Raw genomic sequence first — 21,673 nt, 5'->3', positions numbered from 1 at the left:
TCAAGAAATACCCCTTTAGTTTCATAAGTTTTTAAAAAATATATCATTTTTTAAAATTATTTAATATTAAGCAATAGAAAAATATATTTATTAATATCGATGAAAATCGAAACTTATGATTGAATATAAGACTAAGAAAATTTATTGTTTATATTTTCATAATTAATTATATATAACTAAAATAGCTATTTAAAATAATTCGCTTATACTTTAGTCATTTGACGAATTAAATTAAATAGCTATGTATGAAAATTACAGATTCTCTACTAACTTTAATATTTCTTCAGTTACGTCTTCTATAGTTTTACTCGTTGTATCCACTGTTATAGCATCTTCCGCTTTTCTTAAAGGTGAAATATCACGATTCATATCGTAATGATCTCTTTCTTCAATCTCTTTTTTTAATTGATTTAAAGTGGAAGGAATGCCACGTAATTCATTCTCTTTTTGTCTTCTTTCCGCTCTTTCATCTACAGAGGCAATCATATATACTTTTAACTCAGCATCTGGAAGAACGACGGTACCAATATCTCTACCGTCCATAACAATTCCTTTTTTTATTGCTAATTCTTTTTGTTTTTGTACGGCGTAGGTGCGTACAGGTTCTTTTGATGCAACATATGAAACATGTTGTGTGACATCATTTTCTCTTAAATAGTCTGTCACATCCTCGTTATCTAAAATAATTCGTTGGCCTTTTGATGGATTGTAAGTTAATTCTAAAGAAGTATGATTAATTAAATTTTGAAAATCTTCAGGAGCATCTTGCTTTAAATATTTATACGTTATTGCACGATACATTGCACCAGTATCGACATAAATCATTGATAATTTACTAGCTACTTGTCTTGCAATTGTACTTTTCCCAGCAGCAGCAGGACCATCTAATGCAATATTAATTGGATTCATAACATTTTTCCTTTCTTGTTGTTTTATCTGTATTATTTTATCATAAATATATATTTTAAAAATAGGAGGAGTTTAATGAAAAAGATACTTGTTATTCATACAGGTGGAACAATTAGTATGTCTCAAAATCAACTCAATCAGGTCGTTACAAATGATATCAATCCTATTTCATTGCATAAAAACATCATAGATCAATATGCAAATGTATATGAAATAAGTCCCTTTAATGTGCCATCACCACATATCACACTTTCTCATGTCATAAAGTTAAAAGATATCATTATGAAGGAATTTTCTAAGAATCATTATGATGGATGTGTGATTACACATGGCACAGATACGTTAGAAGAAACAGCTTATTTGCTCGATTTAACAATCGATATAAGTCAACCTATTGTTATAACAGGTGCAATGCGTTCATCAAACGAGATTGGTTCAGATGGGCTATATAACTTTATCTCAGCAATTAGAGTTGCAACTTCATTAGAAGCTTCTGATAAAGGCGTGATGGTCGTATTTAATGACGAAATACATACTGCGAGAAATGTTACTAAAACACATACCTCGAATATCAATACCTTTCAGAGTCCTAATCAAGGCCCTTTAGGTATCTTAACTAAAGATCGTGTTCAATTTTATAATCGTCCATATCGACAAAAAGTATTTCCAAGAATAGATGAAAGTTTAAATGTGCCATTAATTAAAGCGTATATGGGAATGACTAAGGATGTTTTAGAATTTTATGCTCAACAAAACGTTCAAGGTATAATTATTGAAGCGTTAGGCCAAGGTAACTTACCTCCAAGTTGTTTGAAAGGTATTGAATCATGTGTCAAAAAAGATATTCCTATCGTACTCGTGTCTCGCTCATTTAATGGCATTGTAAGTCCAGTATATGATTATGAAGGTGGAGGTTTTCGATTAGCTGAAGAGGGTCTTATTTTTTCTAACGGATTAAATGGCCCTAAAGCAAGATTAAAACTTTTAATTGGTTTAAGTAACCATATGAATCATAAGGAATTGAAAGAATACTTTGAAACTTAAAAAAGAGAGAAACAATGATGATGCACTCATTGTTTCTCTCTTTTAATTAAAATAAATGAAATTTAACTTTCTAGTGGAGTTTGTTTTTTTCTTAAAATACTTTGAGCGATAATGCCACCATGATATTTACCGTTTTCAATGAAAATTGAATTATTATCATTACCAGCTGCTATAACACCAGCAATATAACAGTTTTCCACATTTGTTTCATACGTTTCTTTATTATAAATTGGAGCTGTTCCAAATTCATTAGTATGAATATCTATACCAATAGATTGTAAAAACTTATAGTCTGGATGATAACCAATCATTGCAAAAACAAAGTCATTTGGTATTGTTACTGTTTCCCCATTCTTTTCATAAGTTACTGAATGTTGAGTGATTTCAGTAACATTTGCATCAAATTCCATATCGATTTTTTCATGGTTAACTAAAGATTCAAAGTTTGGCAAAATCCAAGGTTTAATTGCTGCTGAATATCGATCTCCACGATACAATACAGTCACATTTGCCCCAGCCTTTTCCAATTCCAAAGCTGCATCTACTGCAGAATTCTTACCTCCAATAACCACGACATCTTGATTGAAGTATGGATGTGCTTCTTTAAAGTAATGTTTAACTTTAGATAAATCCGCACCTTTAACATCTAAAGTATTATGTTGACCATAATAACCAGTCGCAACTGTTAAAAATTTACATTCATACACGTCTTTAGTTGTTGTAATTGTAAATTTATTTCCAATTTTTTTAACTGTTAATACTTCCTCAAAAGGATGTACATTCAACTGATGAAATCTTACTACTTCTCTATAATAGACAAGTGCTTGGTTACGACGAGGTTTACTTTCCTCTACAATAAATGGCACATCTCCAATACTTAATTTATCGCTAGAAGAGAAAAAAGTTTGATGCGTAGGATAATGATAAATAGCATCTACAATGTTACCTTTTTCAATTACTAGTGTTTCTATGCCTTTTTTCTTTTGCTCAATTGCTGCACTTAAACCACATGGGCCTCCACCAATAATAATACTTTCAATTGTTTGCATGTTTAATGGCCTCCTTTAATCACTAACATATTATATCAGTTTACAGATATATTTCTAAATAAAAATATTTACATTATTATTTACTTATCTTCAAATGAACATAAAAAAGATACACCATTTTAGGTGTACCTTTTTTAATACATTCAGATATTATTGAGGAATAACTAATTTTTGACCATTTACAATATTATTACTAGTTAAGCCGTTAGCTCGTTTTAATTTATTTACATTTTCAACTGTACCTTCACCATAGTATTGAATTGCAATACGATATAAATTATCATTACCAGATACTACGTGAGTTTGTTGGCCAGCACTATTACTTGATTGTGTGCTATTTTGAGTTGATTGAGAATTTGAGTTATTGTCTGAACTTGATGAATTGTTATATACATTTGATTTATTGTTATCATTTTCAGATGTTGCACTTTCAGTAGAATTTTTATCATTATTATTGTTTGATGTACTGTTTTCTGTTGTAGCTACTTCATTTGACTCATTACTATCTTTTTTAGTGCTATTATCTGATTCGCTTGATTTATCTTCTTTTGTTGCTACTTTTTCATTTGATTGGTCTTTTTCATTTGTAGCTTTGTCTTTAGCGTTATCTTTGTTCTCAGTTTGTTCTGTTTTATTATCTGCAGTGTTATTGTTTTTTTCTTTATGGTCATTGTTAAGATACATGCCAATAAAAATAGCTAGAGCAGCTAAAATAAGTAATAAAGCTATGAGTGGAAGTAAAATTCCCATTAAACCACGTTTTTTATTACCGTTATGTGCTTGGAAACCATCATTATCTTCGTATTCACGATGTTTATCAGCATCATGATGATTTAGATTGTTATGTTCATCATGTTGTTTATGTTTAGAAGCGGCAGCATCAGCAGCACCTGCTCCAGCTGCGCCAGCACCAACTGCAGCAGCTTTTTTGCCTTTATTACCTTTTTTTCTGTGATGTTTATTATCTAGTTCATTATTATCTTCGCTGTTATGTTGAACGCTTCTATTTTCATTATCTCTATAATTTTCATCATCATGACGATTATTTTTACGTTTTTTATTACGTGATGCTTTTGCTTCAACAGCTCCTGTAGCAGCAGCTCCTCCAGCAATTGTTGCGTCTTTTCCGATTTTTGAATGATGAGCTTCATGTCTATCGTTATCTTGATCAAAATCACGATGACGACGATGATCACTATTCATTCTATCATCACTATTATCATCATTTTCATAACTATCGTCCTCAAGACGATGATTAGAATGACGATTATGTTCATCATAACGCTCATCTACATCGGAACGTTGATTATTCTCATCATTCTCGTGATTATGATGAGAATTATTATCGTTATGTACTTTGTCAAATGTCTCCTCATCATAACGGTCATCTAATGAACCTTCTTCATAATCATTAACCTGATCATTAAATTTTTTGTTACGACTAGAAGATTGGTTTCTTCTTCTTTGTCGTCTTTGTGCATTTCTTGGTGGAAACTGTTGATCGGTTTCATTGTTAAAATTGTCTATTTCATCGTTAGTTTCATTATTTACACGATCGAATTGATCGTTTGAATCTATCGATTGTCGATTTTTTTCAAAATCATCCTTAAAATTATCTCTAGACATAGTCAACATCCTCTCTTTTTCTTATTTTAATTGTCACATTATTTATACCCAAGTAATGCATAAATATGTATCATTTTTAAATTTCTTATAAATCACTATGTAATTTAATTATATCCTGTATAAAATATTTTAGTAAAGTAAAGTCACTAAACTCTAAATAAGTTTTTAATTTTTTCATTGAAAGTAAATTGTCTTTTAACTTTTTTTCTGTTGTAACACTCAATTTTACTTAAATCTGAATCATTGTCACAACATTCATTAGGTTGATTAGGAGATTCTCCAAAAAATTCCAATAAAAATTTTTTTCTACATTGATCTATACGAGTATAACCTATAATTCTTTGATAACCAGCTTGTTTACGTATATATGAGGTTTTAAAAATGTGTTTCAATTCTTTAAATGTATAATTTTGGTGTAATACTGTTAAAATTTCTTCTTTATTAGGTGGAAGGAATGCGCCTAGCTCAAAAGTTTCGACATCTTCTGTTACGATAGCATCATTAAATAGTAACGTCTCTAGAATATAAGCATCGTCTGGTTGATATAGACTAATCGCTTGACTTTGTTTTCCATCTCTCCCAGCTCTTCCAATTTCTTGTAAATAATTTGAAGGACTAGATGATAAATGAAAATGAATCACAGTCCGAATGTCTTTTTTATTAACCCCCATTCCAAAAGCACTAGTAGCTACAATAACTGGAATAAAATTATTAATAAATTGATTTTGAACAGTTTGACGTTCTTGATAAGTTAAATCCCCATGATAAATACCAGTTAAATATCCATGTTGATAAATGAGTTTTGCGAGTTGTAAGCATATTTTCTTAGATGATACATAAATAATTGTGGGACCTGAAGATTCAATAAATTTCAATAACCATTCTATTTTTTCGTCGTCATCCTTGAAATTAAAATGTGATAACGAAATATTTTTACGATTCATAGTAGTTTGTATAGTGTTTAATTTAACTTTTAAAATATGTTCTAAATCACTTGTTAAATGTGGCGGTGCAGTAGCAGTTAATGCTAAAATAGTCGCTAATTTAAAATGATGAGTGATTTGACCGATAAGTGCGTAATGCGGTCTGAAATCATATCCCCATTCTGATAAGCAATGCGCTTCATCTAATACTACTAAACCAAATGGGATGTTTTTAATTAAATTGAAATGATGAGATTGAAGAATAAATTCAGGACTTAGAAATATAAAACGACTTTGATTTAATAAATTGATATTTTCCTTCTTTTCTTGTTCATCCATACCTGAATGAATACATACAACCTTTCGTTCACCTTGAGATTTAAGTTGCATCACTTGATCGTCCATTAAAGAAATTAGCGGTGAAATAATAAGAGTAGGTTTTTGTTGCATATAAGTTGGAAATTGGTAACACAGACTTTTCCCACTACCTGTTGGCAAAACACCAAGTGTATGATTGCCTTGTAACACACTTTCTATAACTTCTTTCTGACCTGGGTGAAAACTTTCATGTCCAAACCATTGTTTAAGATTGTTCTCTAACATTGATTTCACCTCTTTCTATCCCAACAATCATGAGTTTAATTTCAAAGTATGATAAATGGTCAAACTCTTGTTTATATATTTTTAATCTTTCTCCTTTATGCTCTGTATAGTATTGAGTAAATTGAAAAACATCTTTTTTCTCTACGTAATTTTCGTAATTTTTCTCATAGCCTTTAATAAATAATTCTAAAATATGATCTTCTATTGTATTGAGTTTAACATTCTGTGCAATTGCAATTTCATTTAAACTCAAACCTTGATGAAGATATTGTTGAGTAATAGATGTTTTATTTAATAATGATGAAAGAATAATACATTCAGACAATATAGGATAACGTTGTTTATTTTCAATTTCACTTCCTAAGGTGACTAAATTATTCAATTCTAATGTATATAATTTTGAAATAGAAATATTCTCAATCAAACTTACCTGTTGTCTTGTATACATAGGCTCATCATAACCATGCAAATAATAATGAAGGTAACACTTATTATTGTTATTTAAACTGATTGCTTGAAATAAATCAGTCACTTCATTTTCAAAATCTTTTATTAAATCATTTTTAATAATAGTTCCATAAATCTTTTTAACTTTATTTTGAATAATAACTTGTTGGTTCATTGGTACGAATTTAAGTTGATGATGGAGATATTGAGATATCGTCTGAATTAATAATTGAATACATTTAAAAGTATTATTAAGACTGTCATAAGTGAACCGAGGATGCACCTTGACATTTAATTCTTTTATATCATTTTTATTCAAAAGTCGTTCAAATGTCTGATATTTTAATTTAGGTAAACTATGATATAATGATAAAAGTTGTTGAGAGCTCGCATCAAAAAACGTTTGATGTGACTTTTTTCCACTTAAAATATTATATATACTTTTATTAGTTTTATAATTGAATGAGTGATGTTTAACATAACTAATCATTTCTTGCATGAGTGAACTCCTCTTTTATAGAACTTTTATATCTAGAATATAATAAAATTATTTATTATGACTAGTGTAGCATTTTTATCAAAGGAGGCGAATAAAATGGCAAAGTACACAATCGTTGATATGGATACATGTATTGCTTGTGGTGCTTGTGGCGCTGCTGCACCAGATATTTACGATTATGATGACGAAGGTATTGCTTTCGTAATCCTTGACGATAATCAAGGTACTGCAGAAGTACCAGAAGAATTATATGAAGATATGGAAGATGCTCTTGAAGGCTGTCCAACTGATTCAATTAAAATTGAAGAAGAGCCTTTTGATGGAGATGCCTTAAAATTTGAATAAATCTGTAAATAAAATTGTATTACCATAATTATAATATAAAACCTCCGATGATTCCTACTTAGAAGTCATCGGAGGTTTTAATTTTATTTCAACACTTTTTTTAAACGGCGATATAGCAAGATAAAAATGATCGATATGACACATCCTTTAATAATATTAAAAGGAATAATACCAGATAAAATGATTACTTTTAAATTAGTAAACACATCACCAAGATTAAATATCATACCATATAAAGGTAGTAAGACAAAATAATTTAAAATACTTAAAACGATAGTCATTGCAATAGTACCGGCAACTAATCCTATAATTAGTGAACGACGAGATGAATATTGTTTACGATGACTAACAAAATAAGCTGTTAGTAAAAAACTAGCTCCAGCTAAAAAATTTGCCACAGGCCCAACAGGATCGCCAATATTAAATAAGAAATTTAATATATTTTTAATTAATGCTACAAGAAGACCAGATAAAGGACCAAAAATAAAAGTAGCTAATAAAGTCGGTACATCACTAAAATCTAATGTTAAGTATGGAGGCAAAAATGGTAACGGAAATTTCAAAAATGTTAATATGAATGCAATTGCACTCAACATACTTATGGTAATTAAACGTTTATTTTGTTGCATATTCAGTTTTCTCCTTCCATTCATCTTACTAAGAATTGGAGGATACTTTTACACAACAAAAAACCTCCACCTTCTCCCATCCAGACTATACTGTCGGCTTCAGATTTACACTGAATCAGCCACTTCTATTGAAGCAGGTCGCAGGCTCAAATTACTGCCGGTTGGGAATTACACCCTACCCCGAAGATGAATTATTGAATTTATCATTTAAAATTTATATTACACGAATAAATCTTTCATTGCAATATGTCTGTTTATTTATAAAAATGAGAGATATGTTTCATCAGTTTCATCGACTGATTTTAAATTAATATGACATGAAATATTATATTTAAAAAACTATAGATATAAAAATGCTCTTCAAAGTTTTATCTTTAACTTTGAAGAACATAATCTCAAAAAATTTGGATATTTAATCCTATTTTGTTGAAAGTTAATTATTTAGAATCTATAGAAGGTTTAGGTAATTTAATAATAAAGGTTGTGCCTTTATTCACTGTACTTTCTACAGAAATAATTCCGCCATGCTCTTGAATAATCATCTTACTAATAAATAATCCTAAACCAGTTCCTTGTTTACCCCTAGTTCTAGAAGCTTCTACTTTATAAAAACGATCAAATACATGATCAAGATGTTCAGGAGCAATACCGCTACCTGTGTCGTTTATATTTAAAATTTGATACTGACTATCTTTATTAGCAGTAATCGTAATTGAATCTCCAGGGTGTGTATAGCGTGTTGCATTATCAATTAAGTTTGTGAGTACTTGATCAATTCGATCAGCATCGTAATTCCATAAATCATCTTCATTAATATTTGGTAACAAGTCTATGTTTAGTTCTAAATCTTGTGCTTGTTGACGGTATTTAAGTTGTATTTTGCGTAATAATGGCATTATGGGCTGTATTTCTTTATTAATGGTTAATCCTTCCGCATCCATTCTTGCAACATTTAAAAGCTCGTTGACAAGGCGATTAAGTCGTTTTGTTTCATCTAATACAATTGATAGTGATTCTTTGATTTCGTTAGGTTCTGTTACAATGCCATCAACTATCGATTCAGTATAACCTTGTAATAACGAAATCGGTGTACGGAGTTCATGGGATACGTTTGCGATAAAATCTTTTTTCATTTGATCAAGATTATGTTCATTTGTCATATCTCTTATGATGATTACAATTCCACTACGACCATCTTGTTGAATACGATCAATATAACTCATTATAAATACATAATACTTAGAGTTTATTGCATATTCATTAAACTCTGTGCCTTTTGAATGAAACGTGGCATTAATTTGATTTTTAATTTCTGAATAAATAGATTTATCAATTGTCGGTAGTATTTGGTCTGCCATTTTGTTAGATAAAATAATTTCACTTTTATCATTTAAACCCACTACACCTTCAATCATAGAATTAAATAAACGATCACGAATATTTTTTTGAGTAGATAAAGCTTCAATGTGCTCTTGAATTTTATAACTCATATTATTAAAAGTATAAGAAAGTTCACCAATTTCATCTTTCGTATTTACGGTTGTTTTTTGAGAGTAATCTCCATTCGATACATTAATTGCCTGTGTACTTAATTTTCTAAGTGGTTTAGTAATACGATTAGATAAAAAGAACGCAAAAATCGTTGAAACAATAAAAAATACAATAGCAGTAATTAAAATAATAATGGTAATTGCATTATTAGTATCTTCAATTGTTTTTAAATCTTGATATATAAATACTCCGCTAAACTTAGCATGCTTACGATCTTGAGATTGCATCGGATATCCTAAAAGAATATAAGAATGGGATGTCCCTTTTTCACTTATTGTGACATTTTGTGTGGCAGATTTCCCTGTATTAAATACTTTATTAAAGTTGTCGTTGTTTTGAATTTCTTTTAACATTCTTTTTTTAATCAAATTATATGATTTTTCTGCTGACATATTTTTATTAGACATAATAATAACGCCACCTGTGCCATCAATCAATTCCTGACTATGTTGTATGGCAAGTGACTTGTTATCAGCTTTTTCAACAAGGTGACTAATTCTTGAAGCATCTTCTCTTATAGCATTTTCTGTTTGTTGGGTGTAATAATATTGAATAAATGTAATTAATGCTGCACTTAATAAAATTAAAACTGTCGTTACTATAAATATTATAGTTAACCACAGTTTTATAACAACACTATTTAGACGATTCATCATTTGTATTGACCTCAAATTTGTAACCGACACCCCAAACGGTTTGAATCATATGTGCTGCTTCTTCAGAAACTCGATTTAATTTTTCTCTTAATCGTTTAACATGTGTGTCTACAGTTCTTAAATCACCATAAAATTCATAATGCCAAACTTCTTTTAATAGTTGTTCACGATCAAATACTTTATTAGGTGTTTTTGCTAAGTATATTAATAACTCATATTCTTTTGGAGTTAAATTCACTTGTTGTTGATCCGCTAATACACGATGCGCATCATTATCGATAATAAGATGATTAAACTCAATGACATCTCTTGCATGTGGTTCGCTTTGTTCTGGTTTAGATGTTTGAGTTCTACGTAGTAATGCTTTCACTCTTAATACGACTTCTCGGGGAGAGAAAGGCTTCACTATATAATCATCTGCACCTGATTCGAACCCTTCCACACGATTAGTTTCTTCGCCCTTAGCTGTAAGCATAATAATAGGCGTATCTTTATGCTCACGTAATTTTGACGACATTTCAATACCATCCATTTCAGGCAACATTAAATCTAAAAGAATGCACGCATAGTCATTTTCCATAGCAAGTTCATATGCTTCTTTACCATCACTTGCTTCATGGATAGTAAACGATTCTCTTTCTAAGTAAAGTTTTAATAATCTTCTGATTCTATCTTCATCGTCTACAATTAATATTTCATTCGTCATTACAATATACCTCCTACACATGCTCTATACCATTTTAATTATAGCATATTCACTATATTAAAGCTTTCTATTCAATTGACTTTGTGAAAAAAATATCAAAATATCTTTTTTAATGTAGAACCTATGATTTATTATTACAGTGAATAAATAAAAAAAGAATACACATTGTAATTGAGAATATACTTTGTATTGTTAAGTTATTTCGAATTAATTACCATTTTCAGCCATATGTCTTAATATTTTCACCTCATGAGGTGTTAATACTCTACCTTCACCTGCATTTAATCCTTTTAAATTAAGATTTCCAAATTCGATTCGTATTAATTTATCGACGGTGTGATTAAAATGTTCGAACATACGTCGAACTTGTCTATTTCTACCTTCGCTAATAGTTATTTCAACCAGTGTCGTATTTTTTTCTTTATTTTGATTTTTTATTTTAACTTGAGCAGGTTGTGTAAAACCATCCTCTAATTCAATTCCTTGTTCTAATGATTTAACTTCTTCTCTCATTAAATACCCTTTTAATTTTGCAACATATTTTTTTTGAATATGATATCTGGGATGAGTCATTAGGTTAGTAAATTCACCATCATTTGTAAGTAATAATAACCCTGAAGTATCATAGTCTAATCGTCCAACTGGATAAATTCTTGCTTCTAAATCTTTAAAATAATCTGTTACAACCGTTCTACCTCTATCATCTGAAACACTAGTAATAACTTGCGTTGGTTTATAGAACAGAATATAAATTTTATCTTCTTGCTCAATTTTAATTCCTTCAACTTCAACAGTGTCTGAAGATTTAACTTTCGTTCCAAGTTCTGTAACTACTTGACCATTTACTTTCACTTTACCTTCAGTGATTAAAGTTTCTGCCTTTCTTCGAGAGGTATATCCACTGTTAGCAATTCGTTTTTGAAGTCTTTCTAAATCTTTATTCATTTTATTTCTCCTTTTGATTTGTAAGTGTACTAAAGAAATTCTCAATCTCTTCGTTATCTTCTTCAGTAGATGGTAATTCTTCTATTGATTTCATTCCAAAAACATTTAAAAATAAATCAGTAGTCATGAGTAAATGACTCCGCGAATTCTCCATGTCTTTTGCTTCAATAAGTCCTCTAGCAATTAATGTTCTCACTGCACCATCAGAATTGATACCTCTTGTTATTTCGATATCACTTCTAGTTAATGGTTGATTATAAGCAATAATTGATAGTGTCTCCATAGCAGCTTGAGATAATTTCATGTTTGCTTTTTGCTTCACTAGTACTTCGATAAAAGGTGCACACTCTTTTTTGGAGGTTAACATATAAATGGAACCATATCTTTGTATTTCAAGACCTTTTGAATGATACGTCGAAATTAATTGATCAAGTTCATCTAAATCCATTTTTAAAATATCTGCAAGCTGACGTGCTTCCAGTCCTTCATCGCCTACAGTAAATAATAAGGACTCTATAATTCCAAGGTTATCCAATCGCATAGTTCACTCCTCTAATGATATTGATGTCTTCAAAGTTATTTGACTGTTCTATATTAATAAGACCTGCTTTAGCCATTTCTAATATTGCTAAGAAATGTGTAACGACTTTACTCACAGGTTCATTAAAGTTAAATAAACTAAAGAAGTTAAATGCTGTTTGTTTCTCTAAATGTTTAGCAACCACTTCAGTAGCTTGTTGAATTGTAAAAGTATCTTTTGAAATTTCAACTACTTTTGGCGTATTTAATGCTACTCTATTTTTTACTCTTTGGTATGCAACAATCAGTTGAGTCAAATCAATCGTTTGATTTTTGTCCCAATGCGTTTCTTTTTCCAAGTGAGATAAATCAGCTGGTGATTTAGTATAATATAATTCTCGTTCTTTTTTTAATTCTGTTAATAGTAAAGAATATTCTTTATAATTTTGATATTCGATTAAACGACCTACAAGGTCCTCACGAGGATCTTCTTCTAAGTCATTTTCAGTTTCTTGTTGTGGCAATAATAATCTACTTTTTATCATTAATAATTCTGAAGCCATCACTAAATATTCACTTGCAATATTAATTTCAACTTCTTTCATTGCATGAACATATTGCATATATTGTTCAGTTAAAGCTTTCATTGGTATATCATAAATATCTATTTCATATTTATGAATTAAATGAAGAAGTAAATCTAATGGGCCATTAAAAGCATCTAATTTAACTTCGTACATAAATTAACTTCCTTGTATTATAAAATCTAAATTGTGCATAATTCACCTAAATATTATAGCATGAATATATATTAGAATTAAATTAAGGGGGAGTATTCATGAATAAAGCATTAAGTCAATTCTACTATCAATTTCATACACACCAACATTATTTTTTATGTCATGATATTTTAGAAGAATTATGGAAGTCTAACCCTAATTTTTCTAAGAAAGATGCTATAGTGAGTTTAATACTATTTTCAACTGCCATGTATCACTATAGACGATGTAATAAGTTAGGTGCATTAAAAAGCTTTAAAAAAGCGTTATATACATTTAAGCATGCAAAGGATAAGGATACACTAGGTTTAAAGGTCAATGAATTTACTTTATTGATTCAAAATCAAATAGAAAAAGTGAAACATGATCAGACATTTCAACCAATACAGTTGCCAATTACATCTTCAATAGAAAGGGAACTTATCAATTTATATCCTAATTATGAATATAAGAAACAAATTAACAATGATGACATGATTGTTCATTGTCATCGTCTAAGAGATAGAAGCGATATCATTGCAGCTAGAAAAAAAGCACTTAAAAATAAAAGAAAGAAAAGTTAAATAATTCACTTTTCTTTCTTTTATTTTAAGCTCTAGGATGAAATTGATTATACATTTGTCTTATTTGGGATTTAGACACATGTGTATAAAGTTGTGTCGTTGAAATATCTGAATGACCAAGCATTTCTTGAACTGCTCTTAGATCTGCCCCATTTTCTAAAAGATGTGTAGCAAATGAATGTCTCAACGTATGAGGGGTTAAAGTTTTATTAATATTGGCCTTCAAACCATATTGTTTAATCATTTTCCATATTCCTTGTCTAGTTAAAGGTCTACCGTGCATATTTAAAAATAATACATTCGTAATAGTCTTTTTCAAAAGTTGAGGACGTACCTTTTCTAAATACGTATCTAGAAATTCAATCACAGTGTCTCCTAATGGTATAATTCGTTCTTTATTACCTTTACCAAATACTCTAACAAATCCCATAATAAGATTGATATCCTCAATATTAATTTGTATCAGTTCCGAAACACGCATGCCAGTCGCATATAATAATTCTAATATTGTACGATCACGATACCCATTTTTCTTATTTAAGTCCGGTGTTTCTAAAAGTTGAAGTACTTCCTCAACTTCTAAAACATCGGGTAACTTCTTCTCATATTTCGGAGTTTCAATTAAGACTGTTGGATCTTTAGCGGCATATTTTTCTCTAAGTGCAAATTGATGAAAATTGCGAATTGTAGAGATAAAACGCGCCATTGATTTAGCTGAAGCACCTTGGTCTATTAAATATCCTAAGCATTCTTGTATGACTTGGCGATCAATAAAATCGATATGAGCAATTTTATGTTCTTTCATGTACTCTTCATATTTAGCTAAATCGCGTCGATATGCGCCGATAGTATTGTCACTCAATCCCTTTTCAATTTGAATAAATTTTAAGAATTCTTCAATAATCGTATTCATATTACACCTCTGTTTATATAAAAAAGGTATGAAATAGAATTCAAAGTTGATTCTTAATTTCACACCTTCTATCGATTAATTATTACATATCACTTTTTTTTATCTTGAAAAGCTCTTCTAGGCATTTGCATATAAAGTTGATACAACACTTTATTAGGTTTAACTTATTATTTACCTTTAGCTTGACATTCTGAACATATACCGTGAAATGTTAAGCGATGATCCAAAATTTTAAATTGATATTCTGATTCAACACGTTCTTCCACTTTTGGTAATAAATCTTCATGAATTTCCTCTACCTTACCACATTCCATACAAACTAAGTGATGATGAAAATGTTTAGCACCTTCTTTTCTCAAATCAAATCGTGCTACGCCATCACCAAAATTAATTTTATCTACTACTTTTAATTCAGCAAGTAGTTCTAAAGTTCGATAAACAGTAGCTAAACCTATTTCAGGTGCTTTATCTTTTACCTTTAAATATACGTCTTCAGCACTTAGATGATCTTTTTCATTTTCAATTAACACACGAACTGTTGCTTCGCGTTGAGGCGTTAATTTGTAAGAAGATTGCTGTAATTGTTGTTTTACTCTATTTAGACGTTCTTCCACGGGAGCATCACTCCTCAATTAATTATAATCATTTTAAATTAAATTATTTCAATTAATAAATTACCAATAAATTTAGTAAAAATCAAGTAGTTATCACGTCTTATTTAGAATGATTATAATTTAATAATACATATTGTAAAGCAATCATTGTTTTCGCATCTTCAATTTCATGATTTTCTAAAAGTGCATGGATATCATCTAAGTGTATTTTATGCAATTCTACAAATTCGTCATCATCCAGATTCAATTCTCCTTCACTTAAATTATCAGTAAAATAAATGGTTAGTTTCTCATTTGAAAATCCTGGAGAACCATACATATGAGTGATGAATGTTAGATGATTAGCTTTGTAGCCAGTTTCTTCTTCTAATTCGCGTTTAGCTGCTTCTTCTCTTTCTTCATCTTCTTCTAGTTTACCTGCTGGAATTTCTAACAAGGGTTTTTCAATAGGTTTACGATATTGTTTAACCAATAATACTTCTTTTTCTGGAGTAATAGCGCAAATTGCCACAGCACCATTATGCTTGATAATTTCTCTCTTGGAAGTTTTCCCGTCTGGTAACTCCACATCGTGTAGTTCTAGATCGATAATTTTACCATTATAAATGACTGTTCTATCAAAAGTTTTTTCATTAAAGTCCATTATATCCACGTCCCTTTTCATTAAGTTAATAAATTGATAAGATAAATGCGTTAACTAAAGTGTATCGGAAGGAGATTGTTCATGCAAAAAAATATATTAAAAAGTGGCATTGAAATTTCGGAACTAGGTTTAGGGTGTATGAGTTTAGGCACAGAATACCATCACGCAGAGGAAATCATTGAGTGTGCAATTGAAAATGGTATCACATATTTTGATACCGCAGATATTTATGATAGAGGTGTCAATGAAGACATTGTTGGAAAGTCTTTAAAGAAATATCAAAATAGAGATGATATTGTTATAGGAACAAAAGTAGGAAATAGACCGCTTAATGATGGTAGTACTACTTGGGATCCTTCAAAAAAATATATTAAAGAAAGTGTTAAAAGTTCTTTAAAACGTTTAGGTTTAGAACAGTTAGATCTTTATCAACTTCACGGTGGTACAATTGATGATCCCCTAGATGAGACGATTAGTGCATTCGATGAACTGAAAAAAGAAGGTGTAATCAAAGCTTATGGAATTTCTTCTATTAGACCTAACGTGATTGAGTATTATTTAAAACATAGTCAAATAGAAACGATTATGTCTCAATTTAATCTTATTGATAATCGTCCAGAACGTCTTTTGAATCACATTCATTCTCATGGTGTAAAAGTTTTAGCACGTGGTCCCGTGTTTAAAGGGTTACTTACTTCAAATAGTGTTAATGTACTTGATCAGAAATTCTCAGATGGTATTTTTGACTATAATTATCATGAATTAGGAGAAACGATTGCTTCTGTTAAGGAAGTTGAAAGTAATTTAAGTGCTTTATCATTCGAATATTTAAAATCCCATGATGCATTAGGATCTATTATTGTTGGTGCAAGTTCTGTTTCACAATTAAAAGATAATATTACTAATTTTAATAAAACAGTAAGTTTGGATCAAATTAAATCTGCACGTCACCGCGTGAAAGATTTAGAATATACTCAGCATCTTGAGTAATTAATTAATAAATTCTTATAAACAATCGTTGATGTAAAGTACAAGTGATGAAGTATCTATGATGAATGCTTCATCATTTTTTTAGGTTAAATTATATTTTATTTTTAAACAATGAAGTAAAATATTTTTCAATTTTTCTAGGAGCTAATTGGTAAAGTTTTAATAGTGGATTCATCCATAGCGGCTTGTTAATTTCTACTTTACGAGTGATGATACCTTTAACGATATCTTCTGCGAGTATTTTAGGATCTATCATTAGTGATGCATATTTATTAGCGTACTTCAATGATGGATCTGCTTTTTTGTGAAATGGTGTATTAATGGGACCTGGATTAACAGTCATAACATGAAAGCCTTGCTCCTCAATTCTTAGAGCATTTAATACGCCATTTAAAGCAGCTTTAGATGAGCCATAAAATGCAGCGTTCGCTTGCGTTACAAATGCTGCCTGACTTGAAATAGCCACTATAGAAGCATTCATTGTTAAATATGGTTTAACAGTTTTAAATAATGTAATAAAACCAAGCACATTCACATCATAAGTCTCCAAGGTTTCTTCTAACGAATGAGATTGTATTGATTTAAAAAAGCCTAAACCTGCACTATAAATAATTCCGTCAATCGGATAACAAAGGGATTTAGAAATAGTATCTATTTGTGAAGTATCTTGTAAATTACATTTAATCATTGAAACACGATGTTTGTACGGATTAAAATTAATATTTTCGAATTTCTCCGTACTACGAACAATGAGGGTAATATATGCACCTTTTTTTAATAATTTTTTCGTTATTTCTAAACCTAAGCCACTAGTTCCTCCAGTTACGATGAAATGTTTACCTACAATCACTGATGAGTCTCTCCTATCTAACAAGTATAGTTAATTTTTGATAATAATTATAATGAATATGTTACTATAGTTTTATCAATTAAGGGTAAGGATGGTGCTATTTTATGAAGTTAGTATTTTATGGCGCTGGTAACATGGCACAAGCCATTTTTAAAGGAATTATTGATTCTAAAATATTAAATCATAACGATATTTATTTAACAAATAAATCAAATGAGAATACTTTAAAATTATTTGCGAAAGAATTAGGAGTAAAATACAGTTACGATGATGCATTTTTATTAAAAGATGCAGATTATGTTTTTTTAGGTACTAAACCTCATGATTTTGAAACGGTCGCATCACGTATTAAATCACATATACAATCAGACCATCGTTTTATATCTATTATGGCTGGTTTATCGATAAATTATATCCGAGAAAAGTTAGAAACGAATAATCCTGTTGCTAGAATTATGCCTAATACAAATGCACAGGTAGGTCATTCAGTGACAGGTATTAGTTTTTCTGGTAATTTCGATCCTCATTCTAAAGATGAAGTAACAGAATTAATTAGTGCTTTTGGCTCAGTTATTGAAGTTGACGAAGAATATTTACATCAAGTGACGGCTATTACAGGAAGCGGACCAGCTTTTTTATATCACGTATTTGAACAATATGTTAAAGCAGGAACATCATTAGGTCTTGAAAAGAAACAAGTTGAAGAATCCATTAAGAATCTCATTATTGGAACAAGTAAGATGATTGAACGATCGGATTTAAGTATGGAACAACTTAGAAAAAATATTACCTCTAAAGGTGGTACAACACAAGCTGGATTAAATGAACTTGATCGACATGATATTGAGAGTATTTTTAAAGCCTGTCTAGACGCGGCAGTTCATAGAAGTATTGCCCTTTCTAAAAGTGAAGATGAGTAATAAAAAAAGCTATAACGAAAATTAAGTCATACATATCGTTATAGCTTTTTATGAGTTTTTACGTATCATTATAAAACGCTAATATTATTTAAAATTTGAATGTATCGAAGTCTTTAACAAACTCAAAGTTTGGTGTATCTTTCATTTCTTTTAATGCACGGTTTATCTCTTCTATATCTTCTAAATTATATCGATTACTTAGGTGGGTAATAAAACTTTTCTTCACATTAGACTGATGAATTAACCTAAATACATCATCAATGTGACTATGATGATAGTTATTTGCTAAAATTTTGTCACCTTCAATATATGTTGCTTCATGAATCATAATATCCGCATTTTCTGCAAGTATATATTCGTTGTCACACGGTTTCGTATCTCCAAAAATAGTAACAATAGGTCCTGGTTTGGCTGGACCTTTAAAGTCTTTAGAAAGATAAATTTGATTATTATATTCAAAAGTATCAAACATTTTTACTTCTTGATATTTAGGACCCGGTTCTAGTCCAATTGCCTTTAATGCAGTTACATCAATTGTACCTGGTGTTGTAGGAGCCTCAATTCGATAACCATATGAAGGTATACCATGATTTAATAACCTTGATGAAACTGTAAAGCCATGATGATGATATGTAAAATTATTATCAATTTCAATATATGTAATAGGATAGTTTAAATGAGATTCAGATAATTTCAAAGCAGTTTCAATAAATTGTTGTAAACCTGTTGGCCCTATTAACGTCAATGGCTTATCTTCTCCACCTTGGAATGAACGACTTGTTAATAATCCAGGTAATCCAAAAATGTGGTCGCCATGCATATGCGTAATAAAAATATGATCAACTTTGCCTAATTTTATTGAGTGATGCAAAATTTGATGTTGAGTCCCCTCTCCTACATCGAATAACCATACTGAATTTGAATAAGGTTCTAAATTTAAAGCAATCGCTTGAGTATTACGATCTTTAGTAGGTAAACCCGCACTCGTTCCAAAAAATGTAACTTCCATGCATTTGCCTCCTCTTTCTTCAATAATATATTTTATCATACGTCTATAAGTTTGTTATCATATGAAATAAAATAAATGAATTTATCAGAATTTAGGGTATAATGTAACTTATAAAAAATAAATTGTATGTTATTTAGTTTAATGTTGTAAATATTATCAACAATTTTAGGCAAAAACATATCAAGAAAAACAGTTTTAATTTATAATGAATTAATCATAGCAATTAAAGAATTGAGGTTTTGAATTTGAACACACACACTAAACATATCCCTTGTTTAATTACTATATTTGGCGCAACTGGAGATTTGAGTCATAGAAAATTATTCCCTTCTTTATTCCATTTATATCAACAAGATAATTTAGATGACCATATTGCCATTATTGGCGTTGGTCGAAGAGATTATACTAACGACTTTTTCCGTGAACAAGTTAAACAATCTATTCAAACGCACGTCAAAGATACTGATCGACTCGATGAATTCATAGAACATGTTTTCTATTTTAAAAATGATGTCAATGAAGAAGAAAGTTATCATGAATTATTAACATTCTCTAATGAACTTGATGATACATTTAAATTAGAAGGTAATCGCCTATTCTATTTAGCAATGGCACCTCAATTCTTTGGACCAATTTCTGATTATTTAAAAGCTTCTGGCTTAACTGAAACTAAAGGATTTAAACGCCTTGTAATTGAAAAACCATTTGGTAGTGATTTTAAATCTGCTGAAAAATTAAATAATCAATTACGACAATCATTTAAAGAAGAAGAAATATACAGAATTGATCACTATCTTGGTAAAGATATGGTGCAAAATATCGAAGTTCTACGATTTGCTAATGCGATGTTTGAACCTCTTTGGAATAATAAGTATATCTCTAATATCCAAATCACTTCTTCAGAAATACTAGGTGTTGAGGATCGTGGAGGTTATTATGAATCGAGCGGTGCATTAAAAGATATGGTACAAAACCATATGTTACAAATGGTTGCATTACTAGCAATGGAAGCACCTATTAGTCTTAAAAGTGAAGATATTCGAGCTGAAAAGGTGAAAGTATTAAAATCTTTAAGACAATTAAAACCTGAAGAAGTCAATCAAAACTTTGTGCGTGGACAATATGGAGAAGGGACTATTAATGACCAACGTGTTATCGCTTATAGAGATGAAGATCGTGTTGCGTCTGATTCCAATACACCAACCTTTGTTTCTGGAAGATTAACTATCGATAACTTCCGTTGGGCTGGTGTACCATTCTACATTCGTACTGGTAAGCGTATGAAGTCTAAATGTATACAAGTTGTTGTAGAATTTAAAGAAGTTCCTATGAATTTATATTATCAAACGGATCGACTACTAGATTCTAATTTATTAGTTATTAATATTCAACCTAATGAAGGGATTTCATTACACTTAAATGCTAAGAAAAGTATTCAAGGTATCGAAACAAAGCCTGTTCAACTGTCTTATGCTATGAGTGCACAAGATAAAATGAACACAGTAGATGCATATGAAAACTTGTTATTCGATTGTCTTAAAGGTGATGCAACCAACTTTACACATTGGGAAGAACTTAAATCTACATGGAAATTTGTAGACGCTATTCAAGAACATTGGACCATGATTGATCCAAACTTCCCTAATTATAAATCAGGGACAAATGGCCCTATCGAAAGTGATTTATTATTAAGCAGAGATGGAAATCATTGGTGGGACGATATTCAATAAACAGATATACTAGAAGCTTCATGTGATAGATGTATAAAGGATAAGACATATTATATTATTTTCACTCATTGAAAATAAGGTCTTGTCCTTTTTAAATTGAATATTGAAAGAGTCATTTAAAAATTTAATTTAATTTTATATTATTGATGTATATTTTTATAAAATAATGTAAAATATTAGTATTGATTGTAAATTTATTGGAGTGAAGGTT

At 30.0% G+C, this 21,673-nt stretch carries 22 protein-coding genes and 1 riboswitch; of the genes, 6 read left to right on the top strand and 16 right to left on the bottom strand.

Going from position 1 to position 21,673, the window contains the following annotated elements; genetic code table 11:
* Positions 1-252 precede the first annotated feature (252 nt).
* On the bottom strand, positions 253-909 hold the full coding sequence (cmk, locus tag HMPREF2881_RS05745) for a (d)CMP kinase (protein ID WP_002449771.1): 657 nt from the start codon (positions 907-909) through the stop codon (positions 253-255).
* A 75-nt stretch (positions 910-984) separates the two neighbouring features.
* On the opposite strand from cmk, the gene HMPREF2881_RS05740 reads away from it, so the two are divergent.
* The gene (locus HMPREF2881_RS05740; RefSeq protein ID WP_002449857.1) at positions 985-1,953 is read left to right on the top strand and encodes an asparaginase; all 969 of its coding nucleotides are present in this window, start codon (positions 985-987) and stop codon (positions 1,951-1,953) included.
* Positions 1,954-2,015: 62 nt separating this feature from the next.
* Here HMPREF2881_RS05740 and ypdA read toward each other — a convergent pair whose 3' ends face one another.
* The 4 genes from ypdA to HMPREF2881_RS05720 all read right to left on the bottom strand — a co-directional run bounded on the left by ypdA (position 2,016) and on the right by HMPREF2881_RS05720 (position 7,100).
* Positions 2,016-3,002 (bottom strand): bacillithiol disulfide reductase YpdA, encoded by a 987-nt coding sequence (gene ypdA / locus HMPREF2881_RS05735; RefSeq protein ID WP_002449760.1) that lies wholly within the window; start codon positions 3,000-3,002, stop codon positions 2,016-2,018.
* Between the two features lie 150 nt (positions 3,003-3,152).
* Positions 3,153-4,628 (bottom strand): elastin-binding protein EbpS, encoded by a 1,476-nt coding sequence (gene ebpS, locus HMPREF2881_RS05730; protein WP_070653674.1) that lies wholly within the window; start codon positions 4,626-4,628, stop codon positions 3,153-3,155.
* 146 nt (positions 4,629-4,774) lie between these two features.
* On the bottom strand, positions 4,775-6,154 hold the full coding sequence (locus HMPREF2881_RS05725; protein ID WP_002488521.1) for a RecQ family ATP-dependent DNA helicase: 1,380 nt from the start codon (positions 6,152-6,154) through the stop codon (positions 4,775-4,777).
* Positions 6,135-7,100: a helix-turn-helix domain-containing protein gene (locus HMPREF2881_RS05720; protein WP_002449747.1), complete on the bottom strand. Its 966-nt coding sequence runs from the start codon at positions 7,098-7,100 to the stop codon at positions 6,135-6,137. The genes HMPREF2881_RS05725 and HMPREF2881_RS05720 overlap by 20 nt, the downstream gene beginning before the upstream one ends.
* Before the next feature lie 96 nt (positions 7,101-7,196).
* On the opposite strand from HMPREF2881_RS05720, the gene HMPREF2881_RS05715 reads away from it, so the two are divergent.
* Positions 7,197-7,445: a ferredoxin gene (locus HMPREF2881_RS05715; protein WP_002449743.1), complete on the top strand. Its 249-nt coding sequence runs from the start codon at positions 7,197-7,199 to the stop codon at positions 7,443-7,445.
* Positions 7,446-7,528: 83 nt separating this feature from the next.
* Here HMPREF2881_RS05715 and HMPREF2881_RS05710 read toward each other — a convergent pair whose 3' ends face one another.
* From HMPREF2881_RS05710 to HMPREF2881_RS05685, 6 genes are all read right to left on the bottom strand, one after another.
* Positions 7,529-8,074: an ECF transporter S component gene (locus tag HMPREF2881_RS05710; RefSeq protein ID WP_002449844.1), complete on the bottom strand. Its 546-nt coding sequence runs from the start codon at positions 8,072-8,074 to the stop codon at positions 7,529-7,531.
* A gap of 64 nt (positions 8,075-8,138) precedes the next feature.
* Positions 8,139-8,266: riboswitch (FMN riboswitch) on the bottom strand.
* Positions 8,267-8,511: 245 nt separating this feature from the next.
* The gene (locus tag HMPREF2881_RS05705; protein WP_002455316.1) at positions 8,512-10,278 is read right to left on the bottom strand and encodes an ATP-binding protein; all 1,767 of its coding nucleotides are present in this window, start codon (positions 10,276-10,278) and stop codon (positions 8,512-8,514) included.
* Positions 10,262-10,987 carry a response regulator gene (locus HMPREF2881_RS05700; RefSeq protein ID WP_002449874.1) on the bottom strand — a complete coding sequence of 242 codons (726 nt, stop codon included), beginning with the start codon at positions 10,985-10,987 and terminating at the stop codon, positions 10,262-10,264. The genes HMPREF2881_RS05705 and HMPREF2881_RS05700 overlap by 17 nt, the downstream gene beginning before the upstream one ends.
* Positions 10,988-11,194: 207 nt before the next feature.
* Positions 11,195-11,932: a pseudouridine synthase gene (locus tag HMPREF2881_RS05695; RefSeq protein WP_002449899.1), complete on the bottom strand. Its 738-nt coding sequence runs from the start codon at positions 11,930-11,932 to the stop codon at positions 11,195-11,197.
* Position 11,933: 1 nt separating this feature from the next.
* Positions 11,934-12,467 carry an SMC-Scp complex subunit ScpB gene (gene scpB, locus HMPREF2881_RS05690; RefSeq protein ID WP_002449749.1) on the bottom strand — a complete coding sequence of 178 codons (534 nt, stop codon included), beginning with the start codon at positions 12,465-12,467 and terminating at the stop codon, positions 11,934-11,936.
* Positions 12,460-13,191, bottom strand: coding sequence for a segregation and condensation protein A (locus HMPREF2881_RS05685; RefSeq protein ID WP_002449902.1), 732 nt, complete (start codon positions 13,189-13,191; stop codon positions 12,460-12,462). Before HMPREF2881_RS05685 ends, scpB begins: the two co-directional genes overlap by 8 nt.
* A gap of 98 nt (positions 13,192-13,289) precedes the next feature.
* Here HMPREF2881_RS05685 and HMPREF2881_RS05680 point away from each other — a divergent pair, with 98 nt between their 5' ends.
* On the top strand, positions 13,290-13,793 hold the full coding sequence (locus HMPREF2881_RS05680; RefSeq protein ID WP_002449814.1) for a DUF309 domain-containing protein: 504 nt from the start codon (positions 13,290-13,292) through the stop codon (positions 13,791-13,793).
* 25 nt (positions 13,794-13,818) lie between these two features.
* Here the strand turns inward: HMPREF2881_RS05680 and xerD are convergent, their stop codons facing one another.
* The 3 genes from xerD to HMPREF2881_RS05665 form a co-directional block, all read right to left on the bottom strand.
* A complete protein-coding gene (gene xerD, locus HMPREF2881_RS05675; RefSeq protein WP_002449900.1) occupies positions 13,819-14,706 on the bottom strand; it encodes a site-specific tyrosine recombinase XerD in 888 nt (295 codons plus the stop codon).
* Between the two features lie 167 nt (positions 14,707-14,873).
* Positions 14,874-15,320, bottom strand: a complete 447-nt coding sequence (locus HMPREF2881_RS05670; RefSeq protein WP_002449777.1) for a ferric iron uptake transcriptional regulator — start codon at positions 15,318-15,320, stop codon at positions 14,874-14,876.
* A 100-nt stretch (positions 15,321-15,420) separates the two neighbouring features.
* On the bottom strand, positions 15,421-15,963 hold the full coding sequence (locus HMPREF2881_RS05665; protein ID WP_002449742.1) for an NUDIX domain-containing protein: 543 nt from the start codon (positions 15,961-15,963) through the stop codon (positions 15,421-15,423).
* 81 nt (positions 15,964-16,044) lie between these two features.
* On the opposite strand from HMPREF2881_RS05665, the gene HMPREF2881_RS05660 reads away from it, so the two are divergent.
* Entirely contained in the window at positions 16,045-16,953 is a 909-nt protein-coding gene (locus HMPREF2881_RS05660) for an aldo/keto reductase (protein WP_002449875.1), read from the top strand.
* A gap of 91 nt (positions 16,954-17,044) precedes the next feature.
* Here HMPREF2881_RS05660 and HMPREF2881_RS05655 read toward each other — a convergent pair whose 3' ends face one another.
* Entirely contained in the window at positions 17,045-17,803 is a 759-nt protein-coding gene (locus HMPREF2881_RS05655; RefSeq protein WP_002449837.1) for an SDR family NAD(P)-dependent oxidoreductase, read from the bottom strand.
* Between the two features lie 104 nt (positions 17,804-17,907).
* Between HMPREF2881_RS05655 and proC the strand changes: the two genes are divergently transcribed.
* The gene (proC, locus tag HMPREF2881_RS05650; RefSeq protein ID WP_002449763.1) at positions 17,908-18,723 is read left to right on the top strand and encodes a pyrroline-5-carboxylate reductase; all 816 of its coding nucleotides are present in this window, start codon (positions 17,908-17,910) and stop codon (positions 18,721-18,723) included.
* An 88-nt stretch (positions 18,724-18,811) separates the two neighbouring features.
* Here the strand turns inward: proC and rnz are convergent, their stop codons facing one another.
* Entirely contained in the window at positions 18,812-19,732 is a 921-nt protein-coding gene (rnz, locus tag HMPREF2881_RS05645; RefSeq protein ID WP_002449876.1) for a ribonuclease Z, read from the bottom strand.
* A 245-nt stretch (positions 19,733-19,977) separates the two neighbouring features.
* Between rnz and zwf the strand changes: the two genes are divergently transcribed.
* The gene (gene zwf, locus HMPREF2881_RS05640; RefSeq protein ID WP_002449753.1) at positions 19,978-21,462 is read left to right on the top strand and encodes a glucose-6-phosphate dehydrogenase; all 1,485 of its coding nucleotides are present in this window, start codon (positions 19,978-19,980) and stop codon (positions 21,460-21,462) included.
* Positions 21,463-21,673 lie beyond the last annotated feature (211 nt).

It is taken from the genome of Staphylococcus sp. HMSC057A08, from assembly GCF_001812925.1.
Lineage (GTDB): Bacteria > Bacillota > Bacilli > Staphylococcales > Staphylococcaceae > Staphylococcus > Staphylococcus hominis.
The sequence above is the reverse complement of the archived record's forward strand: the minus strand, read 5'-3'. Positions and strand labels throughout refer to the sequence as shown.